This window comes from Chelatococcus caeni, assembly GCF_014196925.1.
Lineage (GTDB): Bacteria > Pseudomonadota > Alphaproteobacteria > Rhizobiales > Beijerinckiaceae > Chelatococcus_A > Chelatococcus_A caeni.
The window spans coordinates 1-24,314 of sequence record NZ_JACIEN010000009.1; the positions used below are offsets into that span (position 1 = coordinate 1).

Annotated in this window: 24 protein-coding genes; 11 read left to right on the top strand and 13 right to left on the bottom strand. The window is 69.4% G+C overall.

From position 1 onward, the window contains the following. The 5 genes from GGR16_RS24105 to GGR16_RS26550 form a co-directional block, all read left to right on the top strand. A partial coding sequence (locus GGR16_RS24105) for an amino acid adenylation domain-containing protein (RefSeq protein ID WP_183318660.1) occupies positions 1–2,619 on the top strand: 2,619 nt, incomplete at its 5' end. A 28-nt stretch (positions 2,620–2,647) separates the two neighbouring features. Then, complete coding sequence (locus tag GGR16_RS24110; RefSeq protein WP_183318754.1) at positions 2,648–4,174, top strand: 4-hydroxyphenylacetate 3-hydroxylase N-terminal domain-containing protein; 1,527 nt, start codon at positions 2,648–2,650, stop codon at positions 4,172–4,174. A 23-nt stretch (positions 4,175–4,197) separates the two neighbouring features. After that, positions 4,198–4,407: an MbtH family protein gene (locus GGR16_RS24115; RefSeq protein ID WP_019401813.1), complete on the top strand. Its 210-nt coding sequence runs from the start codon at positions 4,198–4,200 to the stop codon at positions 4,405–4,407. 37 nt (positions 4,408–4,444) lie between these two features. Then, positions 4,445–6,115, top strand: a complete 1,671-nt coding sequence (locus tag GGR16_RS24120) for a cyclic peptide export ABC transporter (RefSeq protein ID WP_183318662.1) — start codon at positions 4,445–4,447, stop codon at positions 6,113–6,115. Between the two features lie 64 nt (positions 6,116–6,179). Further along, positions 6,180–6,860: a 4'-phosphopantetheinyl transferase superfamily protein gene (locus tag GGR16_RS26550; protein ID WP_183318664.1), complete on the top strand. Its 681-nt coding sequence runs from the start codon at positions 6,180–6,182 to the stop codon at positions 6,858–6,860. A gap of 13 nt (positions 6,861–6,873) precedes the next feature. Here GGR16_RS26550 and GGR16_RS24130 read toward each other — a convergent pair whose 3' ends face one another. Genes GGR16_RS24130 through GGR16_RS24140 form a run of 3 tightly spaced genes read right to left on the bottom strand, consistent with a single transcriptional unit; the run spans position 6,874 to position 8,856 of the window. Then, positions 6,874–7,053, bottom strand: coding sequence for a hypothetical protein (locus GGR16_RS24130; RefSeq protein WP_019401810.1), 180 nt, complete (start codon positions 7,051–7,053; stop codon positions 6,874–6,876). Next, positions 7,053–7,667, bottom strand: coding sequence for a YcjF family protein (locus GGR16_RS24135; protein WP_019401809.1), 615 nt, complete (start codon positions 7,665–7,667; stop codon positions 7,053–7,055). Before GGR16_RS24135 ends, GGR16_RS24130 begins: the two co-directional genes overlap by 1 nt. 52 nt (positions 7,668–7,719) lie before the next feature. Beyond that, positions 7,720–8,856 carry a prohibitin family protein gene (locus GGR16_RS24140; RefSeq protein ID WP_183318668.1) on the bottom strand — a complete coding sequence of 379 codons (1,137 nt, stop codon included), beginning with the start codon at positions 8,854–8,856 and terminating at the stop codon, positions 7,720–7,722. 337 nt (positions 8,857–9,193) lie between these two features. Here GGR16_RS24140 and GGR16_RS24145 point away from each other — a divergent pair, with 337 nt between their 5' ends. Further along, positions 9,194–9,895, top strand: a complete 702-nt coding sequence (locus tag GGR16_RS24145; protein WP_183318670.1) for a methyltransferase — start codon at positions 9,194–9,196, stop codon at positions 9,893–9,895. Positions 9,896–9,908: 13 nt separating this feature from the next. Here the strand turns inward: GGR16_RS24145 and GGR16_RS24150 are convergent, their stop codons facing one another. The 3 genes from GGR16_RS24150 to coxB are packed head-to-tail and all read right to left on the bottom strand — an operon-like array spanning position 9,909 to position 13,521. After that, on the bottom strand, positions 9,909–10,271 hold the full coding sequence (locus tag GGR16_RS24150; RefSeq protein ID WP_019401806.1) for a hypothetical protein: 363 nt from the start codon (positions 10,269–10,271) through the stop codon (positions 9,909–9,911). Beyond that, positions 10,268–12,817, bottom strand: a complete 2,550-nt coding sequence (ctaD, locus tag GGR16_RS24155; protein ID WP_183318672.1) for a cytochrome c oxidase subunit I — start codon at positions 12,815–12,817, stop codon at positions 10,268–10,270. Before ctaD ends, GGR16_RS24150 begins: the two co-directional genes overlap by 4 nt. Beyond that, positions 12,814–13,521, bottom strand: a complete 708-nt coding sequence (gene coxB / locus GGR16_RS24160) for a cytochrome c oxidase subunit II (protein WP_425486603.1) — start codon at positions 13,519–13,521, stop codon at positions 12,814–12,816. The genes ctaD and coxB overlap by 4 nt, the downstream gene beginning before the upstream one ends. A gap of 3 nt (positions 13,522–13,524) precedes the next feature. Between coxB and GGR16_RS24165 the strand changes: the two genes are divergently transcribed. After that, positions 13,525–14,025 carry a DUF2231 domain-containing protein gene (locus GGR16_RS24165; RefSeq protein WP_019401803.1) on the top strand — a complete coding sequence of 167 codons (501 nt, stop codon included), beginning with the start codon at positions 13,525–13,527 and terminating at the stop codon, positions 14,023–14,025. On the opposite strand, the gene GGR16_RS24170 is transcribed toward GGR16_RS24165, so the two are convergent. From GGR16_RS24170 to GGR16_RS24200, 7 genes are all read right to left on the bottom strand, one after another. Then, the gene (locus GGR16_RS24170) at positions 13,989–14,501 is read right to left on the bottom strand and encodes a CopD family protein (RefSeq protein ID WP_019401802.1); all 513 of its coding nucleotides are present in this window, start codon (positions 14,499–14,501) and stop codon (positions 13,989–13,991) included. The two genes, GGR16_RS24165 and GGR16_RS24170, sit on opposite strands and share 37 nt — an antisense overlap. Then, complete coding sequence (locus tag GGR16_RS24175; RefSeq protein ID WP_343059947.1) at positions 14,498–15,229, bottom strand: cytochrome c oxidase assembly protein; 732 nt, start codon at positions 15,227–15,229, stop codon at positions 14,498–14,500. The genes GGR16_RS24170 and GGR16_RS24175 overlap by 4 nt, the downstream gene beginning before the upstream one ends. Positions 15,230–15,267: 38 nt before the next feature. Next, positions 15,268–15,780 carry a superoxide dismutase family protein gene (locus GGR16_RS24180; RefSeq protein WP_026015075.1) on the bottom strand — a complete coding sequence of 171 codons (513 nt, stop codon included), beginning with the start codon at positions 15,778–15,780 and terminating at the stop codon, positions 15,268–15,270. A gap of 316 nt (positions 15,781–16,096) precedes the next feature. Beyond that, positions 16,097–16,813, bottom strand: a complete 717-nt coding sequence (locus GGR16_RS24185) for a FadR/GntR family transcriptional regulator (protein WP_019401799.1) — start codon at positions 16,811–16,813, stop codon at positions 16,097–16,099. A gap of 47 nt (positions 16,814–16,860) precedes the next feature. After that, positions 16,861–17,613: an SDR family NAD(P)-dependent oxidoreductase gene (locus tag GGR16_RS24190; protein ID WP_183318676.1), complete on the bottom strand. Its 753-nt coding sequence runs from the start codon at positions 17,611–17,613 to the stop codon at positions 16,861–16,863. Beyond that, a complete protein-coding gene (locus tag GGR16_RS24195) occupies positions 17,610–18,389 on the bottom strand; it encodes a 3-oxoacyl-ACP reductase FabG (RefSeq protein ID WP_183318678.1) in 780 nt (259 codons plus the stop codon). Before GGR16_RS24195 ends, GGR16_RS24190 begins: the two co-directional genes overlap by 4 nt. Next, positions 18,382–19,386 carry an NAD(P)H-quinone oxidoreductase gene (locus GGR16_RS24200; RefSeq protein ID WP_053193325.1) on the bottom strand — a complete coding sequence of 335 codons (1,005 nt, stop codon included), beginning with the start codon at positions 19,384–19,386 and terminating at the stop codon, positions 18,382–18,384. The genes GGR16_RS24195 and GGR16_RS24200 overlap by 8 nt, the downstream gene beginning before the upstream one ends. 228 nt (positions 19,387–19,614) lie before the next feature. Here GGR16_RS24200 and GGR16_RS24205 point away from each other — a divergent pair, with 228 nt between their 5' ends. The 4 genes from GGR16_RS24205 (at position 19,615) to GGR16_RS24220 (ending at position 24,311) form a co-directional block, all read left to right on the top strand. After that, complete coding sequence (locus GGR16_RS24205) at positions 19,615–20,829, top strand: ABC transporter substrate-binding protein (RefSeq protein ID WP_183318680.1); 1,215 nt, start codon at positions 19,615–19,617, stop codon at positions 20,827–20,829. Positions 20,830–20,910: 81 nt separating this feature from the next. After that, positions 20,911–21,783, top strand: a complete 873-nt coding sequence (locus tag GGR16_RS24210; protein WP_053193324.1) for a branched-chain amino acid ABC transporter permease — start codon at positions 20,911–20,913, stop codon at positions 21,781–21,783. Between the two features lie 22 nt (positions 21,784–21,805). Beyond that, complete coding sequence (locus GGR16_RS24215; RefSeq protein WP_246373297.1) at positions 21,806–23,623, top strand: branched-chain amino acid ABC transporter ATP-binding protein/permease; 1,818 nt, start codon at positions 21,806–21,808, stop codon at positions 23,621–23,623. Continuing rightward, complete coding sequence (locus GGR16_RS24220; RefSeq protein WP_019401792.1) at positions 23,607–24,311, top strand: ABC transporter ATP-binding protein; 705 nt, start codon at positions 23,607–23,609, stop codon at positions 24,309–24,311. The genes GGR16_RS24215 and GGR16_RS24220 overlap by 17 nt, the downstream gene beginning before the upstream one ends. The last annotated feature ends 3 nt before the right edge of the window (positions 24,312–24,314 follow it).

Here is a 24,314-nt window from a genome sequence, read left to right on the forward strand (position 1 = left end):
CCGGTGCTGCCGGCGGAGGAGCGGGCGGCGGTGCTCGGGCGGGTGGAAGACACGGCCCGGCCGGTGCCGGCGCGCAGCCTGCCGCAGCTGATCGCCGAGGCGGCGCGGCGGCGGCCGGAGGCGACGGCGCTGATCGCGGGCGAGGAGCGCCTGAGCTACCGGGAGCTCGAAGAGCGGGCGAACCGGCTGGCGCATCATCTGCGCGGGCGCGGCGTTCGGCCGGAGGGGCTGGTGGCGCTGGCGCTGCCGCGGGGCGCGGCGATGGTAGTGGCGCTCCTCGGCGTGATGAAGGCGGGCGGGGCGTATCTGCCGCTCGATCCGGACTATCCGCGGGGGCGGCTGGCGGACATGCTGGCGGATGCGGGCCCGGCGCCGGTGGTGACGCTCCGCGCGACGGCGGCGGCGCTCGGCGAGGTGCTCGCCGGGCGGGAGGTGATCTGTCTCGATGCGCCGGAGATCATCGCGGCGCTGGCGGACGAGCCGGACACGGCGCCGGACGAGGCCGGCCACGACCTCGCCCATCCGGCCTATGTCATCTACACCTCGGGCTCAACCGGACGGCCAAAGGGCGTCGTCGTCACGAGGGCCGGGCTCGCCAATTTCCTCGCCGGGATGCAGGACCGGCTCGGCTTCGCCGCGACGGACCGGCTCGTCAGCGTCACGACGCTTGGCTTCGACATCGCCGTGCTGGAACTGTTCGGCCCGCTCCTTCGCGGCGGCACGGTCATCCTGCCGCGGCCGGAGGAGGCACGCGATCCGGAAGCCCTGCGCCGGCTCATCGTGACCGAGCGCGCCACGATGGTGCAGGCGACGCCCTCCCTGTGGCGGGCGCTCGTCGATGCGGGCGAGCTGCCGCCGGTCAGGATCCTCGTCGGCGGCGAAGCGCTCGACGGCGACCTCGCCGAGGCGCTGCTGGCGACGGGATCCGAGGTCGTCAATCTCTACGGGCCGACGGAAACGACCATCTGGTCGACGGCCGGCACGGTCAGGCGCGGCGACACGCGCCCGCCGCCGATCGGCGCGCCGATCTGGAACACGACGCTGCATGTGCTCGACCCGGCGCTGCGGCCCGTCGGGCCCGGTGTCGCCGGGGAGCTTTATATCGGCGGCTTCGGCCTCGCCCGCGGCTATCGCGGCCGGCCGGACCTGACGGCCGAGCGCTTCGTCGCCGACCCCTTCGGGCCGCCGGGAGCGCGCATGTACCGCCCCGGCGACATCGTGCGCCGGCGCGCCGATGGCGAGCTCGTCTTCGTCGGCCGGGCGGACCAGCAGGTGAAGATTCGCGGCCATCGCATCGAGCCGGGCGAGATCGAGGCCGTGCTCAACACCCATGCCGCCGTCGCGCGGGCCGTGGTCATCGCGCGTGAGGACAGGCCGGGCAACCGCCGGCTCGTCGCCTATTGCGTCGCCCGGGCGGGGACGGCCATCGACGGCGAGGCGCTGCGGGCCCATGCCGCGGCGCAGCTTCCGGCGCATATGCTGCCGGCGGCCTTCGTCATGCTGGACAGCCTGCCGCTGACGCCGAACGGCAAGCTCGACCGGCGCGCGCTGCCGGCGCCGCAGCTCGCGCCCGTCGGCACCACGCCCCCGCGCAACGACCGCGAGGCCTTGCTGTGCCGTCTCTTCGCCGAAGTGCTCGGCCTCGAGGCCGTGGGCATCGACGACGGCTTCTTCGCCCTCGGCGGGCATTCGCTGCTGGCGACGCGGCTAGTCAATCGCATCAGGCAGGAAGCGGGGATCGAGCTCACGCTGCGCGACCTCTTCGAGCGGCCGACCGTGGCCGACCTTCTCGGCGCGCCGGCCGCTGCCGCCGGCGGCATGCTCGACGTGCTGCTGCCGTTGCAGCCGCGCGGCAGCGAGCCGCCGCTCTTCTGCATCCATCCCGGCTACGGCCTGTCCTGGTCCTATGCGGGCCTTGCCCGGCAGCTGGGGCCGGATGTGCCGCTCTACGGCCTGCAGGCCCGCGGCTTCCGCGCCGGCGAGGCCCTGCCGGCGACCGTTGAGGCGATGGCGCGCGACTATCTCGGCCAGATCCGGGCGGTGCAGCCGCGCGGCCCCTATCGCCTGCTCGGCTGGTCCTTCGGCGGGCTCGTCGCGCAGGCCCTGGCGACGGCGCTGGAGCAGGCGGGCGAGACGGTGGCGCTGCTCGCCGTTCTCGACAGCTATCCGCTCGCCGACTGGCGCGCACCGCTGCGGATGGACCGGGACAGCGCCCGGGCCGCGCTGCTCGACCTCATCGGCTATCGTCCGCCGGAAGGCGAAGAGGACGGCACGGAGGGCTGGGAGGCGGTGCGCGCCTTCCTCGCCCGCACGCAGAATCCCCTTGCGACGCTGCGCCCGGAGGATTTCGAGCGCATGCTCGCCGTCGCCAACAACAACGCCCGCCTGGCCGGTGCCTTCCGGCCGCAGCGCTTCGCCGGCGACATCCTGCATGTCGCGGCAACGCTCGGGCGGGAGCCGGATGCGCCGACGGCCGAGGCCTGGGCGCTCCATGTCGCCGGGCGCGTCGTTTCCCACGACATCGCCTGCGACCACAATTCCATGACCGTTCCGGGGCCGCTGGCCGAGATCGGCGCGATCATCGCCGCCGCCCTTCGTAGCGCGCGGGCAGACGAATGACGGAGGACGTGCAGTGAACGCGAGGACCATGCAGCCGGAAGACAGCGTCGCCAGGGGCGGGCGCCCGTTCACCGGCGCCGAATACATCGCCAGCCTGCGCGACGACCGCTCGGTGTACATCAACGGCGAGCGCGTCGCCGACGTGACGACCCATCCCGCCTTCCGCAATTCCGTGCGCTCGCTCGCCCGGCTCTATGACGCGCTGCACGCGGACGAGCGCGAGGGCAGGGGCGAGCTCACCGTGGCGACGGACGCGGGCGAGGGCTTCACGCATCGCTATTTCCGCGCCGCCTGCTCGGGGGAGGACCTCGTCGCCCAGCAGCGCGCCATCGCCGGCTGGGCGCGGCTCTGCTACGGCTGGATGGGCCGCACGCCCGACTATAAGGCCTCGATCATCAACACGCTCGGCGTCAATGCCGACTATTACGGGCCTTTCGCGGACAATGCGTTGAAGTGGTATGCGCGGGCGCAGAACACGACGCTGTTCATGAACCACGCCCTCGCCAATCCGCCGATCGACCGGGCAAAGCCGGCGAGCGAGGCGCGCGACGTCTATGTGCGCGTCGAGCGCGAGACGGATGCCGGGCTCTACGTCTCCGGCGCCAAGGTGGTCGCCACCTCGGCCGCCCTCACCCATTTCAACTTCCTCAGCCATCACGCGACCGTGGCCAAGAGCGACCCGAGCATGGCCGTGATGTTCTTCACCGCCATGAACGCACCGGGCCTCAAGCTCTTCTGCCGCAACTCCTACGAATATGCGGCGCATGTCGCCTCGACGCCCTATGACTCGCCGCTCGCCTCGCGCTTCGACGAGAACGACGCCATCCTCGTGCTCGACAATGTCTTCGTGCCCTGGGAGAACGTGCTGGTGCACGGCCCGGCGCACCATCCGGTCAATTTCACGCTCGATTCCGGCTATCTGCACGGCACCTGCTTTCACGGCTGCACGCGCTTTGCCGTGAAGCTCGACTTCCTTACCGGCCTCCTGACCAAGGCCCTGCACGCGACGAGCGGCGATGAGTTCCGAGGCAACCAGGTGCTGCTCGGGGAGGTGATCGCGCTGCGGCACCTCTTCTGGTCCCTGTCGGATGCCATGGCGCTGAAGCCGCAGGCCTGGACCGGCGGCGCCGTGCTGCCGGGGCTCACGGCCGCGCAGGCCTATCGCGCCCTGGCGCCCGACGCCTATGGCCGGGTGAAGGAGATCGTGCACAAGATCGTCGCCTCGGCGCTGATCTATCTGCCGTCGTCGGCCAGAGACTTCCAGAACCCGGAGATCGACCCCTATCTCGCGCGCTTCGTGCGTGGCTCCAACGGCATCGGCTACAAGGAGCGCATCAAGATCATGAAGCTGATGTGGGATGCGGTCGGCTCGGAATTCGCCGGCCGGCACGAGCTCTACGAGCGCAACTACGCCGGCAACCACGAGGAGATCAAGCTGCAGCTGCCGGCGCTGGCGCGGGCCGACGGATCCATGGCGGCCATGCTGTCGCTGGTCGACCAGTGCCTCGGCGACTATGACGAGAACGGCTGGCTCACCGAGACGTGGCTGGCCTGAGCGGAAGTGAGAGGAGTGAGCGCATGGCCAATCCCTTCGACGATGAGGACGGCGTCTTCCTGGTGCTCGTCAACGACGAGGGCCAGCATTCGCTCTGGCCGTCCTTCGCGGACGTGCCCGCGGGCTGGCAGACGGTGCACGGGCCGGCCGCCCGCCAGGAATGCCTCGATTATGTGTCGGCCCACTGGACCGACATGCGCCCGCGCAGCTTGATCGCGGCCGAAGAGACGTGATCCATTGCGCCAACAGGCTCGGGGCTGCGGCTGATTCATGAAATTCTTCAGGCTTCTCTACGAAGAGGCGGGCGAGGGTCGCCTTCAGCTCCTCATCATCTCGCTCGTGCCGGGCATCGCCATGGCGCTCGTCATCGCGGTCGTCAGCACGGTGACGGACTACGAGCAGTCGGAGGGCCTGCAGTGGCAGCTCCTCGCCTTCTTCGTCCTCGGCTGCGCCGTCGTCCTGTTCACCATGAACAGGGCGCTCAACGCCATGACGGCAATCGTCGCCGGCTATCTCAGCCGCATGCGCATCCACATCGCCGACCAGGTGCGCAGCCTCAATCTCTCCGCCTTCGAGAACATCGGCATCGTCCGCATCCGCAATGCCGTCGGCCATGACCTGCAGACCGTGGAGGAGACGGCGCCGGCCGTCGTCGGGCTCATCTATTTCACGATGCAGCTCATCGTCTCGGCCATCTACATCGGCTATCTGTCGCCGACGGCCTTCGCCGTGACGATGGTGTTCCTCGCCGGCGCCGTCTATTTCTACCGGCGCAGCTATGCCGACGCGGAGAACCTGTGGCGACGCGCCAGCGCAGGCGAAGCGGCCTTCCACAAGAGCTTCGAGCACCTCCTCGGCGGCTTCAAGGAGGTGAAGCTCAACTCGAGCCGCAGCGAGGACCTCTACGCCAACTACATCGTCGCCCGCTCGGAACTGGTGGAAGACCTGCGCATCCGCTCCGGCAGGCGCTTCAACCACGGCCAGTCGATCAGCGACGTCTTCTTCTATGCCCTGATGGGGGCGATGGTCTTCGCCATCCCGCACTATGTCACCGACCTCTCGGTGCCCGGCAAGATCATCACCGTCATCGTCTTCTCGAGCGGCGCCATCACCAGCATCGTGCGCACCCTGCCCATGGTCTCCCGCGCCAACCTCGCGGTCGAGAGCCTCGAGGCGCTCGACGAGGAGTTCGCCCGGCGCGTCAAGGAGGCGGAGAAGCCGGTGATCACGGAGCCGGCCTCGCTCGGCAGCGGCCTCACCATGCGCCGGCTCGCCTATCGCTACGACGCGCGGGACGGCGAGCGCGGCTTCTCGGTCGGCCCCTGCGACCTCGACATCGACGCCGGCGAGCTCGTCTTCATCGTCGGCGGCAACGGCAGCGGCAAGTCGACCTTCGTCAAGCTGATGACGCGGCTCTACGAGCCGAGCGACGGCGTCCTCCTCTGGGACGGGGCGGCGGTCGCGAATGGCAATGTCGAGGCCTATCGCAGCCTGTTCTCGGTCATCTTCACCGATTTCCACCTGTTCGACCGGCTCTATGGCATCGACGACATCGACCCGGCCCGCGTGCACGCCCTGCTCAAGGACATGCAGCTGGCCGACAAGGTCGCCTTCCGCAACGGGCGCTTCAGCACCACCGACCTGTCGACGGGGCAGCGCAAGCGCCTTGCGATGATCGTCGCCCTGCTCGAGGAGCGGCCGGTCTGCGTCTTCGACGAATGGGCGGCCGACCAGGATCCGGATTTCCGGCGCAGCTACTACGAGGCGCTGCTGCCGCGCCTCAAGGCCGAGGGGCGCACGGTCATCGCCATCACGCATGACGACCGCTACTTCCATCTCGCCGACAAGCTGGTGTGGATGGAGGAGGGGCGCATCGTGCGGGTCGATGCGCCGCAACGCGCCCTTGCCGACGCCGATGATGGTCCCCCGCTCCACCCCTGATGCCGGCGCTCCGCGCCATTGGCCGATCGGGCCGGGCGCGCCGCCCTGGCCCGGGGACGGCGAGGTGCACGTCTGGAGCGCGGCTCTCGACGAGGGCGACTGGGCGGAGAGGGTGCTAGGCCCCGACGAGCAGGCGAAGGCCGCGAGCTACCGCTTTATCCGCGATGCCGAGCGTTTCAGCCGTGCACGGACCCTGCGGCGCCTCGTGCTTGCGCGCTACCTCGGCTGCGCGCCCGGTGACATCGCCTTCGGCGAAACCGGCATCAGGCGTCCGTGCCTTGCCCATCGGGGAGGGGCGCTTGGCCAGGGCCTCGATTTCAATGCCTCGCGCAGCGCCGACATGGCGCTGGTCGCCGTCGCAGCCGGCATGCGTGTCGGCATCGACATCGAGGTGGCACGCGCCATGGACGATATCGACGACATCGCCCGACAGCATTTCCATGCACGTGAATGGCGCGCCATCGTCGCCGAACGCGACCCGGCCGCAAAGCAGGATGCCTTCCTGCGCTGCTGGACGCGCAAGGAGGCACTGACCAAGGCCATGGGCGTCGGACTGCACGCGCCGCTCGACACCTTCGCCGTCGGCACGGCGCCCGAGGGGGCGACGTTCCGGCCGCTCTTCGACGCCGGCGCGACCGGGCAGCCGGGGTGGTGGCTCACCGACTTGTCGGCGCCGCCGGCCTATGCGGCCCTTGCCGCCGACGGCGCTCCGGCGCGGGTGCATCTGTGGCGCATGCGCGTCTGACCGTAGCGCGACCTTACTGCCGCGCCACATCACTCGGGTGCGGAGAGAGCAGCACCAGCGCCAGGAACACGAGAATGGGTGTCAGGAACACGCTGGCGATCAGCGTGCCGAGGAAGCCGAGCTGCGTGTGCCGCCCGCGGAAAGCCACGAGCAGGCACAGCAGCGCATAGATGGCGATCGGGATGGCGACCATTACGCCCCCGCTTCCACCGTCGCCGGCTTGGCGGCCTTGGCCGGCCGCTTCTTGACGACGACGACCTCCTCGATGTCCTCGGCCTCTTCCTCGGCTACCTTCTTGCCGCGCTTCATCATCTCGCGGAAATAGGCGCGGTAGGCGCCGGGATCGAGGTCAAGGAAGGTGCCGTTCGATTCGAAATGCTGCTGGAACACCTTGCCGATGGCATAGGTGAAGGCGCCGATCGAGACGCTGGTGCCGGCGACGCCGACGGCGGTGCCGAGGACGGGGATCGCCTTCACGAAGCTCATCGCGGCGATCGCGCCCGCACCGACGGCGCCGAGGCTGCCGAAGAGCGCGGTGATGGTCGACTTCGCCGCATTCTCGCGGAAGGGCACGCCATAGAGCTGCGACAGGCGCCGCACCAGGTTGAGCTGCGTGCCGAAGGCGAGGACCATGTCGATGCCGGGGCCCGGCACGAGGCCGGAGGCGGCACCCACGAGGACGTGGTCCTTGATGATCTTCTCGGCCCGCTTCAGCCGCTCTTCCGGACTGACCGCGCCGGTCTCCACCTGCCCGTCGGTCTCTTCGACGAGATGCACCTTCTGGCCTGCGTCGTTGACAGAATTCATGACTGCCTCCTCGTCTTTCGTCCGTGTGCCGGCGCTCCGGCGGCTCTTCGGTTCAACTGCCGTCGCGGGTGCCCTGGGGCTGCCGAGGCGGTACACGCGTCGATGCCGGTTCGGGGCGCGTCGTGCCGGTCCCGGTTGCATCGCTGTCGGATGGTCCTGCCGTCTGCGAGGTCTCGCGCGATCCGTCACGCGGCGCAGGCGCCTCGGAGGTCGAGCCGGGCGAACCCGGCCGGATCGGGAACAGGGGCGGCAGGCCGTCGAAGGACGGCAGGCGGTGGGTCTCGGGATCGACGGCCGGCGGCGCCGGCATGTTCGGCTGGGTGGCGATGTCGCTGCCGAGGATGAGCGGCAGCTGATCCTTGCCGCCGCCGACGATGACCACCTTGCTGTTGTTGGAGCGGGCGATCTGCACCGTCGCCTCGATGCCCCGCCAGGTCAGAAGCTGCGGCGAGAGCGCGTCGGCCACGATCGAGTAGAAGGTCTGGATGCCGACGGCCTCGATGCGCTTGCGCTCGGCCTCCTTCTTCTCCTGATCGATGATGTATTCGTAGGCCTGGGCGTTCTGCTCCTGCGTCAGCTTGTTCGTGATCGCGGTGTTCAGCGTATCGGGCAGGTCGATGTTGCGGATGACGACGCCCTGGTAGGTGATGAGATCGACCGGCGAATCCTGCAGTTCCAGGAGGATGTCCCGCTCGAGCTTGCTGACCTCGATGCGGTAGAGGTCGTGCGGGCCGAACTTGCCGATCACGGCGCGCACGGCCTCGATGGTCAGCGGCTTGACGAGCCGCTCGACGTAGTCGGGCCCGACCTGCTGGTGGAGGACGCCGGCCTTTTCCGCCTGGGGACGGAAGAGCACCGTGACGTCGATGTTGATGCTGAGGCCGTCATGGGCCAGGCCGTGGACGCGCTCTTCCTGCGCCTGGGTACGCACCTCGTAGCGGTAGATGGTGTTCCAGGGCCATTTGATGCCGAGACCTTCGCGATAGACGAAGGTCGTCTCGGTGCCGGTGGTCAGCACGCGGAAGAGGACGCCGACCTCGCCCGGGCGGATGATGAAGAAGGTGAACGGCCACAGCAGCAGCGCCAGGAGGCCGAAGAAGAGCGTAAAGGCGATGATCTTGTCGCCGCGCTTCAGGCGAAAGTCGCGCCGCTTGCGTGCCGCCGCAGGCCTTGCATCGGCGAGGGTCATCGGCGCGCCCCGCCGCGGAGCGAGCGCCTCCGGGCGCCCGGCGGGGCCGGCTCACGACGAACACTCCCTGTCTGCATGAGCACGGGCACGGCTTGCATCAATCCTGATCTTCGGGGCGAAGCCCACACCATTCGCGAATGCTGGCTGAAACTTGCAAGATCAGGCGTGGCGCGCAAGTCTAAATCGTATTTCCTGTATCGACTCGCCGGGATTTCGGGCATCTTGCCGCCTCGTCCGGATGCGGGGCAAGCAAGTGCTCCGTTTCGCCGGCGAAAGACCGTCATCCGGCGGCGTCGTACATCACCCGATCGCGAAAGATGGACCCGGAGGTCCCGAAGTGCGCCTTCCGTCTCCCGATACCGCATGCACGCCGGCGGACCTGCGCGGCTTCTTCTACGACCTCTACGAGGACGCGCCGAAGCCGCTGCGCCTCCTGAGCGCGGCGCGGCCCTATGTCTGCCCCTACGACCGGATCGTGCCCTTCGTGCCGCAGGGCGCGCGGGTGCTCGACGTCGGCTGCGGCACCGGGGCGCTGCTGGCGCTTCTCGTGGCGATCGAGCGAATCGCCGAGGGGGTCGGCTGCGACGTCTCGGCGCCGGCGCTTTCCTTCGCGCGCGGCGCGGCAGGCCGCCTCGCCGGCGGCGAGCGCCTGCGCTTCGACCATATCGAGACGATCGACGGCGTCGTCGACGCGCCATTCGACGTCGTCGTCATGGTCGACGTGCTGCACCATGTGCCGGAGGCCGAGCGGCAGAAGGTCGTCGCGGCGGCCGCCCGGCGGACCGCGCCGGGCGGGGTGTTCATCTACAAGGACATGACGGACGAGCCGGGCGGCCGGCGGCTTGCCCACACCATCGACGACCTCATCTTCTCCCATGAGCTCGTGCGCCAGGTGTCGCCGGAGGCGGTGGAACGCTGGGCGGCCGGCGAGGGGCTGGAGCTCGTCGCGTCCGAATATCTGCCGCGCCTCGTCTACGGCCATGTCCTGCGGGTGTTCCGCAAGCCGGCGGATGGGCCGAACGCGGGCGCCGACGCCTGAGGCGGCCCGGCCGTCACGGATTGCAGGTGGTCAGGACGACGGCGCCGAAATAGGTGAACACACTCGCGGCCAGAGCGGCGATGGCCGCGAGGCGGGCGGCCGAACGGAGAAACCGGTCCGTCGCAGCGTCGGCGCGAGATTGCCGCGCCTTCAGCCCCACGACGAGGGCGACATGCAGCGCGAGGAAGATCCCGAGCAGCAAAAGAAGCTGCAGGCGCTGCAGCGACAGGCCGAGCACGAGGCTTCCCCTGTCCCAGCCGAAGGCGCAGCCGACGGAGAGCATCGCATAGAGCACCACGAAGGCGACTGCCCACAGGCCGAAGCCCGCGGCGAGCGACAGGAGCAGGACCGTGCGGCGGGACGTTGCATCGATCATGGCCGCGTCTCCGGGACGACGGCCAGAAGCGGCAGCGCAACGATGACGGCCAGCGCGACGATGGTGGAGACGGCCGTGTAGTCGTGCCACAGCGCCGCGATCCGCAGGTCGAGGCTGCGCCGGCGCGAGAGATAGCCGCCGCCCTGGCGCCAGAGGCAATAGCCCGCATAGACGAGGCCGATGCCGGCATGCAGCCCGGCATAAAAGAGAAGGGTGAAGGTCACGGCATGGAGGCTGTGCGTCGTCGGGCCGGGCACGGTCGCGGCCAGCGCGGCGAGGAGCGCGACGGTGGCCGCATGCATCAATGCGCCGAGGCCGAGCCAGAGGGCGGGCGAACCACCCGCTCTCAGGACCGCGACGGCCTTCCGGCCCGCGATGGCGGCCAGCACAGAGACAGCGACGCAGCCCGCGACGGGCACCGGTGCGGGCAGGACGACCTCCCCCGGCGGCCAGCCCGGCGCCACGAGCCAGAGGAAGAGCGCGCCGAAGACGAGGGAGAGGAAGAGCGTCCCGTCGCCGGCCAGCGTGAAGATCATCGCCCACCATGACGGCGGGCGTTCGGCCTCCCAGTGTGGCGGCAGCTCCCTTCCGCGGCCGACCGGCAGCGGGCCGAGGTCCGCCTTCGCGGCGGCGGCGGCCGTCCAGCCGAGAAAGAGCCACACCACCGCGATGAGTGGCAGGAGCGACAGGAGGTAGAGCTTGAACAGCAGGCAGAGCACGAAGGCGCAGGTGGCGAGACCGCTCCAGAGGGGCAGGCGTGTCGGTCCCGGCAGTACGATCAGCTGCTCGGGCCTGCCGGACACCATGTCGACGCCAAGCGTCTCGAGCCAGCGGTTGCGGGCGAAGCCGAGATAGCCCTCGCCCCGGGCCAGCCGGTTGCCGAGGCCGCCCGGCTCCAGCCTGTCGGCCCGGTCGGTGATGTCCGGCAGGGAGGCGAAGGCATAGGGCGGGGGCGGCGTGGGCATCGCCCATTCGAGGGTGCGGGCCTGGTGGGGATTGCGGCGGAAGCCCTTGCCGAAGCGGATCTGCACGAGAACGTCGGCGGCGAAGAGGGCGAAGCCGACCGTCATCAAGAAGCCGCCGACGGAGGACAGGAGGTTCAGCCAGTCCCAGCCGGCCTCGGCGGCATAGGTCGCGACGCGCCGCGGCATGCCGAGGAGGCCCGTCAGATGCATCAGGAAGAAGGTGAGGTTGAAGCCGCCGAAGATCAGCCAGAACGCCGGGACGGACAGGCGGTGGTCGGCGAGGCGGCCCGTGAAGTGCGGCAGCCAGTAATAGGTGGCCGCCATCATCGGGAAGACGAAGCCGCCGATGAGCACATAGTGCAGGTGCGCGACGATGAAGTGCGTGTCGTGGGCCTGGAGATTGAAGGGCACCATGGCGACCATGACGCCGGTCAGCCCGCCGATGACGAAGATGACGAAGAAGCCGGCGAGATAGAGCATCGGCACGTCCCAGCGCAGGCGTCCCTGGGCCAGGGTGGCTATCCAGGCGAAGATCTGCACGGCGGTAGGGATCGCCACGAGGCCGCTGGCGGCGGAGAAGAAGGCGAGCGCCAGATGCGGGATCCCGACCGTGAACATGTGGTGCACCCACAGCCCGAACGAGAGGAAAGCCACCGCGATCACGGCCACGACGATGATGCGGTAGCCGACGAGCTCATGGCGGGCGAAGGTCGGGAGGATGGTCGATATCGCCCCGGCCGCCGGCAGGAAGATGATGTAGACCTCGGGATGAGCGAAGAGCCAGAACAGGTGCTGCCAGAGCAGGGGATCGCCGCCCCGCGTCGGGTCGAAGAAGGGCAGGTCCGCGGCGCGCTCGAGCTCGAGGAGGATCGAGCCGAGGATCAGCGGCGGGAAGCCGAAGAGCATCATGAAGGCGACGATCAGCAGGTACCACGCCATGATCGGCATGCGGTCGAGGGACATGCCGGGCGCGCGCAGCTTTAGCACCGTGACGATGATCTCGACCGCCGCGGCGAGTGCCGAGATCTCGACGAAGGTGATGCCGAGCAGCCAGACGTCGGCGCTGATGCCGGGCGTATAGGCGGAGGAGGAGAGCGGCGTGTACATGAACCAGCCGCTCGCCGGCGCGACGCCGGTGAGCATGGCGCCGACGAGGATCGAGCCGCCGAGCACGTAGCACCAGAAGCCGTAGGCGGTGAGGCGCGGGAAGGCCATGTCGCGCGCGCCGAGCAGCTTGGGCAGCAGGTAGATCGCGAAGCCCTCGAACATCGGGATCGCGAACAGGAACATCATGACCGTGCCGTGCATGGTGAAGATCTGGCCGTAGATCTCCGGCCCGACGAAGGCGCTGCCCGAGGTGGCGAGCTGCACGCGGATCAGCATGGCGAGCAGGCCGCCGATGACGAAGAAGGCGAAGGCGGCGATGATGAAGCGCTTGCCGAGAATGGTGTGGTTGACCGCCGAGAGCCGTCCCCAGCCGGGCGGCGTGCCCCAGATCGCCGACAGTTCCCGGTGCAGGCGGAGGGCGGAGGGAGGCGCGGCCGGCGGGGCCTCGCGCGATTGGTGCGGAGCCGTCGTCATCGCGCGGCCTCCGAGGTCAGCGCCGCCTCGTAGTCCTCCGGCGCGTGGGCGATGACGGTGAAGCGCATCGGCGCATGGCCCTCGCCGCAATATTCGGCGCAGATGCCGCCATAGGTGCCCGGCGCGTCAGCCCGCAGCCGCACGATGTTCTCATGCCCCGGGATGGCGTCGATCTTGCCTCCGAGCCGCGGGATCCAGAAGGAATGGATGACGTCCTCGCTGGTCACGGCGAAATCGATGTCACGCCCGACCGGGATGTGCAGCACGTCCCGCGTCGCCACTGGCGTACCGGGATAGCGGAATTCCCACGCGAACTGGCGCGCGACGACCTCGATGCGCAGGGTCTCGGCGCCCTGGCGCGGCAGCAGGCGCTCGCCGAGCGCGAAGGCGCCCGCGACCAGCGCGGCGAGCCCGAGCGAGGGAACGACGAGCCCGCCCCACAGGATGAGCCGCTTCGGCGTCAGGAGAGGACGGACGGAGGGGATGAAGGCGCCCGCCAGCGCCAGCGACGTCGCGAGGAAGATGACGGTCGCGCCGGCGAGCATGATCCACCAGATGAGCGCGATGGCCTCGGCCGCGGGGCCCGCGGGGGCGAGCGTCGAGTAGGCGCGGCTGCAGCCGGCGGCGGGAAGGGCCGCGGCAACGGCGGCGGCGCGGTGGAACCATGGATGTGGGCCGACGTTGTTCGAGATCGGTCGAGGAATGCGATGAACGACAAGAGCGAGGCGCCCAATCCGGTCATGGAGGAGGTCGCGGGGAAGGACACGAGTTCCACCGTCGCGGTGGCCGGCCATCCCATCCATGCCATGACCGTGCATTTCCCCATCGCGCTCGTCGTCGTGACGCTGGGCTGCGATGTCTTCTACTGGTGGAGCGGGGATCCGTTCTGGGTGCGGGCGGGCCTGTGGTCCTCGGGCGGCGCCTTCGCCGCCGGCATCGGCGCGGGCCTCGTCGGCACCGCCGAACTGCTGCTCGTGCCCGGCATCCGGGTGCGCGTGGCGAGCTGGAGCCATGCGGTGGCCGCCATGAGCCTCATCGCCGTCATGGGCCTGAATTGGGGCCTGCGTCTTTCCGGCGACATCGAGGTGCTGCCGCACGGGCTGCTCGTTTCGGCCCTTGCCATGGTTCTCACGGGGATGGCCGGCTGGCACGGCGGCAAGCTTGTCTTCGATCACGGCATCGGCCTCATGATTTCGGACAAGGACTGAACCCACGGAAGCAGGCGGCGCAGCGCCCCCGGCTCGCCGAACGCGTCCGGCAGCAGGGCCGGCAGATCCGGCTTTCCCAGCACGACGGTCAGGATCGACGTCACCACGACCAACGTGAGCAGCGTCGTCGCCGTGAAGCGCCAGAGGGGGTAGATCTCCTCCTCGTCGAAGAGGCGGAGGATGACCTGGCCGGTCATGACGTGGATGACGGTCATCGCCCCGACGAGGGCGAGCTTCACCGAAAACCAGGGCTCGAAGGTCTCGCGCAGGAAGATGAGGGCGGTCCCGGAGGCGATGGCGAGGAAGGCGGCGGGCGACAGCACGTTGACGTAGAGAAAGCGCACGAGCGCCTGCAGGCGGTGGAGGGAAGCCGTGCTGTCGACATGCGCGCGCTGGACGTAGAGGGCCGGCAGGCTGATGAGGGCGCCGCTCCACAGCGCGATGGCGGCGATATGCACGAGCTTGAGCCAGATCATCCCGCCCGCGGCTCCGCCGTGCCGGCACCGAGCCGCACGAATGCCAGGTAGAGCGCGGCGGCGAGATAGGGCAGCGCCGCCGGCACCCACATGACGAGGCCCGCGAGCTGCTGGTCCTGCCGCGGGTCGAGGCCGTAGGCCGCCGTCGTCAGGAAATGGGCCTGGTAAAGCGGTTCCCGGGCGAAGGTGAGCAGCGCGCCGAGGAAGCCCATCTGCACCACCGTCGCGAGCAGCGCGAGGAGCGCGGCGCCGGTGCGGGTATCGCACAGCACCGCCCGCCACAGGAGGACGCCCGTGCCGAGCAGGCTCAGCTGCATCAGCCAGTAGAGCACCGGCGAGCGGATGGCGGCGTCATAGAGTGCCGGCGCGTGCCAGGCCCAGAACACGAGGCCGTGAAGGGCGACGAGGAGCGCGAGGCCCCTTGGCCGGCCGCCGCTGCGGCGGGTGGGGAAGCTCGCGGCGAGCAGGGGCGCCGCCACGGCCACGAGCAGCACGTGGTGGACAGCGCGGGCCGAAAACAGCGCCGCCGTCAGGGCGCAGAGCGGCGACATGAACAGCGCGGCGACGAGCAGCACCGCCAGCGCGAAGGCGGCGCGCCGGTCGCGCTCGCCCCGCATGGCATAGAGCGCGATGAGGAGAAGGCACAGGACGGCCGCGGGCGCGTCGATATTCCAGCTCGCCGGCAGGGTCGCTGGCGTCGGCGCGGGACCGCAGTAGATCTCGTCCATCATGGGCCTCGGCGTTCGAGCGGCCGTGTCACGGCCGGCTATTCGATGACGGCGCAGGCGATCCTGTTGCCGGCATTGCCGGAGGGCTGGCTCTCGTAGTCGTCGGGCTCGGCGTGGATCATGAGCGCGCGCCCGACGATGCCGGCCTCGCCCTTGTCCAGAGTGACGGCGGGATTGAAGACATCGGCCCGCAGCGTTCCGTCGCTGCCGACGTACTGGTTCGGCATGTCGCCGGCATGGGGCCCGCCCGCCACCTTGTAGCCGTGTTCCTTCGAGGTCGGGTTGAAATGGCCGCCGGCGGAATCATGGCCGGTGGTGTGGTCGCAGCTGCCCGTCTCGTGCACGTGGAAGGCGACCCGCTGGCCGGCAGGCAGGCCCGTGATCTCGATGGCGATCAGGACGCCGCCGCTGGGAACGGCGGTCAAGCGGGCGTTGCCGTTCGCCTCGCCCTTGGCATCGACGAAATTCGCCGTCGCGGTCGCGGGTTCCTGAGCGAGGGCCCCGCCGGCCGTGAAGGCCAATGCTGCGGCGATAGCTCCGATCATTCTCATGGCAATCTCCCTCCTCGTCAGGTTGCCGGGCGGCCGCGACCCCAGGCCTGGCGCGGGCGTCCAACAGCAGGGTCCGGTGGTGAGGCGGCGTGCGCCCGCGTGAACCGCGGCTCGACGCGCGGAGGGCGGATGGCCATGCGCGCAACCGCCACTTCCGGCGGGTCGGACCTGCCGTCGCCAGTCGAGGATATCAGGGGGTATCGCTCAGGGACGCGCCCGCCGGACACTCGCAGCCTCCGTTACGTCCGTGGGTAACGTCACGAAGGCCGAATGGTTCCCGGGGTGTGGCGCGGGCGCGGGACGCCGATCCGTGCCGCTATTTCGCGAAATAGAGCGACAGGCGCTCGGCGGCATTGCGCAGGTGGGTTTCCGCCGCGCGCCGCGCGCCGGCCGGGTCGGCCTTGGCGATCATGTCGAAGATCGCCTGGTGCTCGGCCTGGACTGCCTGGGTCAGGCCGCCCATGCGCGCCGTGTTGGCGCGGGCGGTGCGGATGAAGTGGCGCACGCGCCTGTCGAGGAAGTCGGACAGGTCGCGGAAGAAGGGATTGCCGGTCGCGTCGACGATGGCGCGATGGAAGGCCATGTCCTCGTCGACGCCGGGCTCGCCGCGGTCGATCGCCGCCTGCATGGCGTCGAGCTGCGCCTGGATGGCGGCGAGGTCCTCCTCGCCGCGGCGCTGGGCGGCTAGCTCCGTCGCGGTCGCCTCGACGGCCATGAGCAATTCGACGATGTTGCGGATCTCGTCGCGGTTGGTGAAGTCCTCGACATCGAGACGGAAGACGGCGAGCGCGCCGGGCTCGGCGATGAAGGCGCCGGCGCCCTGGCGCGTGACGACGAGGCCGTCGTGCTTCAACCGGCCGATGGCCTCGCGCACCGTCGGCCGGCTGACACCGTAACGTTCCGAGATCTGCTGCTCGGTCGGCAGGCGTTCGCCCGGCCGCATGCGTCCGGCGGCGATCTCCTGGCGGAGCTTGTGCGCCAGCGTGTCGGCGAGCGAGGGGGCTCGGTCGAGAAAATCGTGGGACTGGGTCATCGCATCATTCCAGGCATCGACTGGCCTTTCCCGCCCCTGTGCCGCCGTCAGCTCGCAATGTACAGCCCGCCGTTGACGTGCACAGTCTCGCCGGTGACGAAGGAGGCCCAGTCCGAGCAAAGAAAGGCGACGACGCGGGCTACCTCGTCCGGCGTCCCGAGGCGCTTGAGCGGCGTCTCAGCAAGGAGCGCCGGGCCCCGCGCCTCCATCAGATGCTGCACCATCGGCCCTTCGATGAGCCCGGGCGAGACGGCGTTGACCCTGACGCGCGGCGCAAGCTCCCGCGCGAGCGAGCGGGAGAAGGTGAGCACGCCGCCCTTGGCGGCGGCATAATCCGCATGCGCGAGGCTGCCGCGGTGGCCGGCCATGGAGGCGATGTTGACGATGGCGCCGCCCTCAGCGAGATGCGGCTCGACGGCCCGGCAGGTGTAGAACACGCCGTCGAGATTGACGGCGAGCGAGCGGCGCCAATGCTCCTCGTTCATGTCCTTCACGAGCCGCTCCCGGTAGATGCCGGCGGAGGTGACGACATGATCGATGCGGCCGAAGCGCTCGGCCGTGCGCCGGGCCGCCGCATCGGCATCCGCCTGCGACGCCGCGTCCTGGCGCAGCACGATGGTGCGGGCGCCGGCGGGGTCGAGTTCGCCTGCGAAGGCCGCGAGACCTTCGACATCGAGATCGGTCAGGGCGCAGTTGGCGCCGAGCGCATGGAAGAGGCGGGCGACGGCGCGGCCGATGGCGCCATTGGCGCCGGTCAGCAGCAGGGTCTTCTGCGAGAAGTGGATTGCGGGCGCGCTCATGTCATCAGCCATCCGCCGGCGACGTCGCAGACCTGGCCGGTCACGAAGGCGGCCTTGTCGGAGGTCAGGAAGAGGCACATCCCGGCGACCTCGTCGGGTGTGCCGAGCCTTTGCAGCGGCGTTGCCAGCCGCACGGCTTCGTTTGCTTCCGCGGCCGTGCCGCGCATGAGGGGAGTGTCGATGCGGCCCGGGGCGACGGCATTGACCGTGATGCCCGCGGGGCCGAGCTCGCCGGCCAGATGCTTGGTGAAACCGATGAGGGCCGCCTTGGTCGCCGCATAATGCACGCCGACGATGTCGCAATAGGTGCGGCCGGCGACGGAGGAGATGCTGACGATGCGCCCGTAACCGGCCTCGCGCATCTGCGGCACGACCGCGCGCGTCACTAGGAAGGCGCCCGTCAGGTTCACGTCGAGCACGCGGCGCCATTCGGCCGCCTGCATCTCCCAGACGAAGGCCTTGCCGCCGGCGCTGCCCGATTTCGGCGAGATGCCGGCGTTGTTGACGAGCAGCGTGACGGGGCCGAGCGTCTCGGTGCCGTGCCTGACGGCCGCCGCGACCGACGCCTCGTCCGCGACGTCCGCCGCCACGGCGACGGCGCGCCAGCCCCGGGCCATTGCGGCCCCGGCCGCTTCCTCTGCGAGCGCCCTGTCGTGGTCGAGGTAGATGACGCCGGCGCCGGCGGCTGCATGCGCATCGGCGATGGCGCGGCCGATACCGCGCCCGGCGCCCGTCACCAGCGCCACCCGGCCGGCATGGGAGCTCGCGTCAGTCACGGCGCATCTCCAGCATGATCTTGCCCTGATGGGCGCTCGATTCCATCAGCTCGTGCGCGGCGCGCGTCTCGGCAAGCGGGAAGGTGGCGTGCACGATGGGGCGCACCCTGCCCGCTTCGAGAAGCGGCCAGATCTTCTCGCGCAGTTCGTCGGCGATCGCCTTCTTGAGCGCGACGGAGCGGGCGCGCAGCGTCGATCCGGTGATGGTCTGGCGCTTCAGCATCAGCGGCATCAGGTCGAGCTCGACCTTGCTCGTCTGCAGGAAGGCGATCTGCACCAGCCGGCCCTCGACGGCGAGGACGCTGAGGTTGCGCGCGATATAGGGGCCGCCGACCATGTCGAGCACCACGTCGACGCCGCGCCCGCCGGTGAGCGCCTTGACCCCGGCGACGAAATCCTTGTCGCGGTAGTTGATGGCGGCATCGGCGCCGAGACCGAGGCAGAAGTCGCATTTCTCCTGCGATCCGGCGGTGGCGTAGACGGTGGCGCCGAAAGCCTTGGCGAGCTGGATCGCGGTGGAGCCGATGCCGCTCGAGCCGCCGTGGACGAGCAGCGTCTCGCCCTCCCGGAGCCGCCCGCGGGTGAAGAGGTTGTCGTAGACCGTGAAATAGGTCTCCGGCAGGCCGGCCGCCTCGGTCAGGGAGAGCGGCGCCGGCACGGGCAGGCACAGCGGGGCGTCGGCCACGCAATATTCCGCATAGCCGCCACTGATGACGAGGGCGCAGACCTTCTCGCCCGGCCGCGGGCTCGTCACACCTTCGCCGACGGCGACGACGGTGCCGGCGACCTCGAGCCCCGGGATGTCGGTCGCGCCGGGGGGCGGGGGATAGTTGCCGGCCCGCTGCAGGCAGTCCGGCCGGTTGACGCCGGCCGCCGCCACTTCGATGAGCACCTGTCCGGGGCCGGGTGTCGGGACGGGCGCGGTTTCGACGCGGATCACCTCGGGGCCGCCGGCACCGTCGAAACGGGCCTGCCGCATGGAAGCGGGAACGGTCATGGACTTTCCTCCGGCTGTGCAACTTGGCCGGCCCGGGAGCGGGCCACCGTCGCATCTAATCATCATCGTCGTTCGTAGCAATTTGCCACTTGTCAGGCAACTTGGTTATCTTCATTATCCGCGCCGGACCGGGAACAATAAGACCGGCCGCCGGCCCAGGGACTGCCAAGAGGCCGCCTGCCATGGGGCTGCCCGCGCGGCGCCGCCGCGGGGTAGAAGGAGGAAACGATGAAGGTTCTTATCAAGGCGGCGCTGGCCGCCGGCCTGGCGCTGTCCGCAGCGCCGTCTTTCGCTCAGGATGCCGTCAGGATCGGCGCGCTCTATCCGTTCTCCGGCGGCCTTGCCCTGCTCGGCGACGAGAGCTTCCGCGGCCTCGAGCTCGCCATCGAGGAGCGCAACGCCGCCGGCGGCCTCAACGGCCGCAAGATCGAGATGGTGCGGGGCGACGCCGTCGATCCCAACCAGGCGGTGGGCGAGGCGCGGCGCCTCGCCTCCGTCGACAAGGTGTCGGTGATCTTCGGCACCTATTCCTCGTCGCTGTCGCTTGCCGCGACCCAGGTCGCCGAACTTGCCGGCGTGCCTTACTTCGAGCTCGGCGCCATTTCCGATCCGATCACCGAGCGCGGCTTCAAGAACGTCTACCGCACCAATCCGACGGCGCGCATCTTCGCCAACCGCATGGTCGATGCGGTGGCCGAGGCGGTGGCGCCGGCGCTCGGCACCGACGCCAAGAGCCTCAAGGTGGCGATCATCCACGAGGATTCGCTCTATGGCCAGACGGTCGCCGGCTACCAGCAGGCGCGCGCCAAGGAGGTGGGGCTCAACCTCGTCGAGACGCTGCCCTATTCGGCGAAGTCGGTGGACCTGACGCCGGTCATCCTGCGCCTCAAGTCGGCCGGGGCCGACGTCGTGCTGCAGACCTCCTACCAGAACGACACGGTGCTCTTCTTCCGCCAGATGAAGGAGCAGGGCTTCAAGCCCAAGGCCGTGATGGGCGCGGGCGGCGGCTATTCCCTGCGCGACACCATGCAGGCGGTGGGCCCCGAGAACATGGAAGGAGCGCTCAACGTCGACTTCACCCAATACCGCACCAATCCCAAGGCCGCTCCCGGCATCGGGGAATTCGTGAAGAAGTACGAGGCGAAGTACGGCACGGCGCCGCGCTCCGGCCACAGCCTCGCCAACTACATGGGCGCCAAGGTGCTGCTCGACGCCATGGCCTCCGCCAAGGACTTGACCGCCCCGGCCATCCGCGAGGCGGTGATGGCGGTTGACGTCGCCGAGGGCACGACGGCGACCGGCTGGGGCGCCAAGTTCAACGAGGCCGGCCAGAACGAGCGCGCCACGCCCTTCCTGATGCAGTGGCAGGGCGGCGAGCTCCTCACGGTCTTCCCGGCCGATGCCGCGGTTGCCGAGATGAAGACCGGCATCGGAGCCGAGTAGCGCGCCCGCCCAAGCCGGGGCGCGCTCGCCGCGCCCCGGTCAGCAACGAAGAACAATGTTTCGCGGTCGGGAGGCCTCGCGATGGACGTGCTTGTCCAGCTCATCCTCAACGGCATCATGCTCGGCAGCATGTACGCCATCATCAGCGTCGGGCTGACGCTGATCTTCGGCATCGTCAGGGTCGTCAACTTCGCGCACGGCGAATTCCTGATGGTCGGGATGTATGCGGTCTATCTTCTGTCGCTGCATCTCGGCCTGCACCCCTATGTCTCGGCGGTGCCGATGGTGCTCATGCTGTTCGCCGTCGGGGCGCTGGTGCAGCGCTTCATCATCCAGCCGCTTCTCGGGGCCGACGAGCACATCCAGATCTTCGCCACGGTCGGCCTCTCCACCGCGCTGATCAATCTGGCGCTCCTCGTCTTCGGCGCCGATCTCTATTCGGTGCAGGCGCCCGGCGTGCGCCAGCCGCTGTCGATCGGCGGCTACACCGTGCTCTATGCCCAGGTGGTGATGCTCGTGAGCGCGCTCGTGCTCGTCGCCGGCCTGCATCTCTTCATGCAGAGGACGCCGCTCGGCCGCGCCATCCGCGCCACGGCCCAGAACCGCAACGCGGCTCAGCTCATGGGCGTCCGCGTCGACCGCATCTACGTCATCGCCTTCGGCCTCGGGGCCGCCTGCGTCGGCCTTGCGAGCGCGCTCATCTCGCCGCTCTTCCCGGTGACGCCGACCATCGGCACCTATTTCGTGCTCACCGCCTTCGTCGTCGTCGTGCTCGGCGGCATGCGCAGCATGTACGGCGCCTTTCTCGGCGCCATGATCATCGGCATCGTCGACAGCCTGTCCGGCTACTACATCGCGCCCGACCTCAAGGAGGTCGTCTATTTCGCGATCTTCATCCTCATCCTCATCTTCAAGCCGACCGGCCTGTTCGGCTTCGGCCGCGGCACGGAGTGAGCCCATGACCGTGAGAGTCTCGTTGAGCGAAGCTCCCCCCGCCGGCCGTCTCGCCGCGCTCATGGCCTGGCTCGGCAACCCGCGCGTCTACACGTCGCTCGCGGCCCTGTCGCTCATCCTCGTCATTCCGATCGTCGTCGATTCGCCCTTCATCGTGCACGTCTTCGTCACGATCTGCGTCTTCGCCGGCCTGTCGACGGCCTGGAACATCGTCGGCGGCTATGCCGGGCAACTGTCGCTCGGCCACATGGTGTTCTACGGCATCGGCGCCTATACGACGGCGCTGCTCATCCAGCACTTCGGGCTGACGCCGTGGCTCGGCATGTGGGTGGGCGCCGTCGTGTCCGTCGCCGTCTCGGTCTTCATCGGCTATCCGTGCTTTCGTCTGCGCGGGCCATTCTTCGCGCTCGCGACCATCGCCTTTTTGGAGGTCGTGCGCCTGCTCGCCATCCATTTCCACGGCTTCACCGGCGGCTCGGCGGGGCTCATCGTGCCGCTGAAGCTCGGCTGGACGTGGATGATCTTCCAGGACAAGATCAACTATCTCTACATCGCCTTCGGCCTGCTGCTCCTGACGCTCGCCATCTCCTACGCCATCCGCTCCTCGCGCCTCGGCTACTACCTCACCGCCGTGCGCGAGCGCGAGGAGGCCGCCTCGGCGGCCGGCATCTCCAACACGGGCGTCAAGCTCAAGGCCGTGATGATCTCGGCGGCGCTGACGAGCCTCTTCGGCTCCTTCCACGCCATGTATCTCACCTTCCTCGAGCCGGAGACGATGTTCTCGCTGGCGAATTCCGTGTCGATCGCCATGTTCGCGCTCATCGGCGGGCTCGGCACGGTGGCGGGGCCGCTCCTCGGCACCGTCCTCGTCGTGCCGATCGCGGAGCTCGCGCGCGGCTGGCTCGGCGCTTCCGCCAACGGCCTGCACGGTTTCGTCTACGGCGTCGTGCTCGTGCTCATCACGCTGACGCTGCCGGGGGGCCTCGCCGGCACCTTCGGGCCGCGCGTCACGGCCCTCATCGACAGGCTGCCGGGCCGGCGCGTGCCGCCGGACCGGGAGGCGCCGGCCCTGCGCCGCATGGAGGGCACGCCCGGCGAGCCGGTGCTGGAGACGCGTGACCTCGTCATGAAGTTCGGCGGTCTCACGGCGACCGACCATGTGTCGATCACGCTCCGGCGCGGCGAGATCCTCGGCGTCATCGGGCCGAACGGCGCCGGCAAGACGACGGTGTTCAACCAGATCTCCGGCTTCCTGAAGCCGACGTCCGGCACGGTGGTCATCTATGATGCCGAAGGCCGGCCGGTGACGCCGGCGCGGGCGGACGAATATGCCCGCCTCGGCGTCGGCCGCACGTTCCAGATCGTGCAGCCCTTCGGCAAGCTGACGGTGATCGAGAACATCATGATCGGCGCCTTCATGCGCCACACGTCGGTGGACGACGCACGCGCCGCGGCCCTGCGCATCGCGCGGCTCGTCGGCCTCCTCCACGTGAAGGATGTCGAGGCGCGCAACCTGCCCATCGGCGACCTGAAGCGCCTCGAGGTTGCCCGCACCCTCGCCACCGAGCCGTCGATCCTGCTGCTCGACGAGGTCATGGCGGGCCAGAACCAGACCGACACCCAGAAGATGGTGGAGCTCATCCGCACCATCCGGGACACGGGCGTCACGGTCATCGCCATCGAGCACAACATGCAGGCCATCATGAGCCTGTCGGACCGCATCGTCGTCATCGATTCCGGCAAGGTCATCGCGGAGGGCGATCCCCAGGAGGTGGTACGCAACCGCCGCGTCATCGAGGCCTATCTCGGAGAGGACTTCGTCGATGCTCAAGGTCTCTAACATCACCGCCGGCTACGGGCGCACCGTCATCCTTCAGGATGTGTCGATCGAGGTTGGGCGCGGCGAGGTCGTCACCATCATCGGCGCCAACGGCGCGGGCAAGACGACGCTGCTGCGCGCCATCTCGGGGCTCGTGAAGCCGAGCGCCGGCCGCATCACGTTCGACGGCACCGACATCGCCGGCATGGCGCCGGCCGACATCGTGGGCCGCGGCCTCGTCCAGGTGCCGGAGGCGCGCCAGCTCTTCCCGGTGATGAGCGTGCGCGACAACGTGCTCATGGGCGCCTACCATCCCGCCGCGCGGGCCGGAGCGGACAGGCGCTTCGCCGAGGTGCTCGACCTCTTCCCCCGCATCGGCGAGCGGCTCGACCAGCTCGCCGGCTCCCTGTCGGGCGGCGAGCAGCAGATGGTCGCCATCGCCCGCGGGCTGATGGCCAATCCCAAGCTGCTGATGCTGGACGAGCCGTCCCTCGGCCTCGCGCCGATCATCGTGCAGCAGATGTTCGGCATCGTCGACCGCATCTGCGAGATGGGCACCACCGTGCTCCTCGTCGAGCAGAAGGCGTTCCACGCGCTCAAGATCGCCCATCGCGCCTATGTCATCGAGAACGGCCGCATCGCCATCGAGAACACGGGCGCCGGGCTGCTCGCCGATCCGCACATCAAGACTGCCTATCTCGGCATCTGACAG